This is a genomic window from Plesiomonas sp. (genome assembly GCF_051650925.1).
Taxonomy (GTDB): Bacteria; Pseudomonadota; Gammaproteobacteria; order Enterobacterales; family CAMTGL01; genus Plesiomonas.
Genome location: NZ_JBOFRH010000042.1, coordinates 1 through 1,322, shown reverse-complemented (window position 1 = coordinate 1,322; position 1,322 = coordinate 1). Strand labels below are relative to the sequence as shown.

General features: G+C 47.4%; 2 protein-coding genes. Both read right to left on the bottom strand.

From position 1 onward, the window contains the following. Positions 1–607, bottom strand: a 607-nt coding sequence (locus tag ACRC27_RS01010) for a porin (RefSeq protein ID WP_438638924.1), incomplete at its 3' end; no start/stop codon positions are given. A gap of 521 nt (positions 608–1,128) precedes the next feature. Then, a partial coding sequence (locus tag ACRC27_RS01005; RefSeq protein ID WP_438638922.1) for an amino acid--tRNA ligase-related protein occupies positions 1,129–1,322 on the bottom strand: 194 nt, incomplete at its 5' end.

The window sequence follows — 1,322 nt, the reverse complement described above, 5'->3', positions numbered from 1 at the left end:
CACCGTTTTCAGCGGTGATGCCGTAACCGTCGTTACCGCTATAAGAATCGTTAGCACCCAGATATTGCAGACCCAGGTTGAAACCATTCCAGCTGTTACGGTATTGCAGCACGCTGTCAGAGCGGCCAGTACCGAACATAGTTGCAGCGTAAGGTGCATTGTTGGTGCTTGCTTGAGTGTAGCCTTGGGTATCTTCACCCCATTCTGGCAGCACGTCAGTGAAGCTGGTGATGTCATACATCACGCCCCAGTTACGACCGTAGCTGATGCTACCGTAACGGTCATCTTTCAGGCCGGCATAGGCCAGACGGATTTGGTTAGGGCCGTTGAAGTTGTTTTCAGCGTTTGGTGCCATGTTGTATTCAACATGACCGAAACCTTGCAGGTCGTTGTTGATTTGAGTGGTGCCTTTCAGGCCCAGACGAACATAGCTCTGATCACCACGCTGATACATTCCTGCATTATGGTTGGATGCGAAATGGTAGTCGCCGGTAATGGAGCCGTACAGATCCAGTTTGTTGTTATTCTGATCATAAATTACAGCGGCATTTGCAGCGCCAGCCATCAGCATCGCTGGGATCATGGCTGCAAGAACGGTACGTTTCATGCTATTTCCTCATTCACTTTCGTCTTGTTCCTTACGGTTACAACCGATTCAGGAACTTTCCTTGAGGCGTAATGTCGCATTTGTGATGGTGTGATGCTAGTCACTAATTGCATCCATCCGTATCAGTCTTTGCAGCGGGAAACCGACTGTAATTAATTGTTTCCCTGATGAAACTTATTGCGTGTTTAAACATCCACTTCTTTCAGTGTCATTAAGTTCTGGTGACTGTGGGCAGCGGGAAAGTATTTTGTCGCGTTAGAATTTATAAGACATGGCGTTATAAAAAAGGAGTGAGTGGCGTAATTTGAATACCGCTCTGTTTAATCTTTTAAACGGTAAAAAGGGAAAGGAAATACGTGGGGAAGAGTGAAAGCAAGACAGAAAAAACAGGTTGGATAAACGGATTGAAAAAATAAAAGCCGGACAGTGCCGGCTTTTATTATCTACGCTTCTCTACGGTCTAATGTTAGCGCTCTCAGTTCAACACGATAAGACTGGATGACCTTATGTGAGAAACTGTATTAGAACAGCGCGTTACGCGGAGTCCGTGGGAATGGGATCACGTCACGAACGTTCTGCATACCGGTGACATAAACCACCAGACGCTCGAAGCCCAGACCGAAACCTGCGTGTGGCACGGTGCCGTAACGGCGCAGATCGCGATACCACCAGTAGTCTTCTTTGTTCAGACCCATTTCATCCAGACGGGCATCCA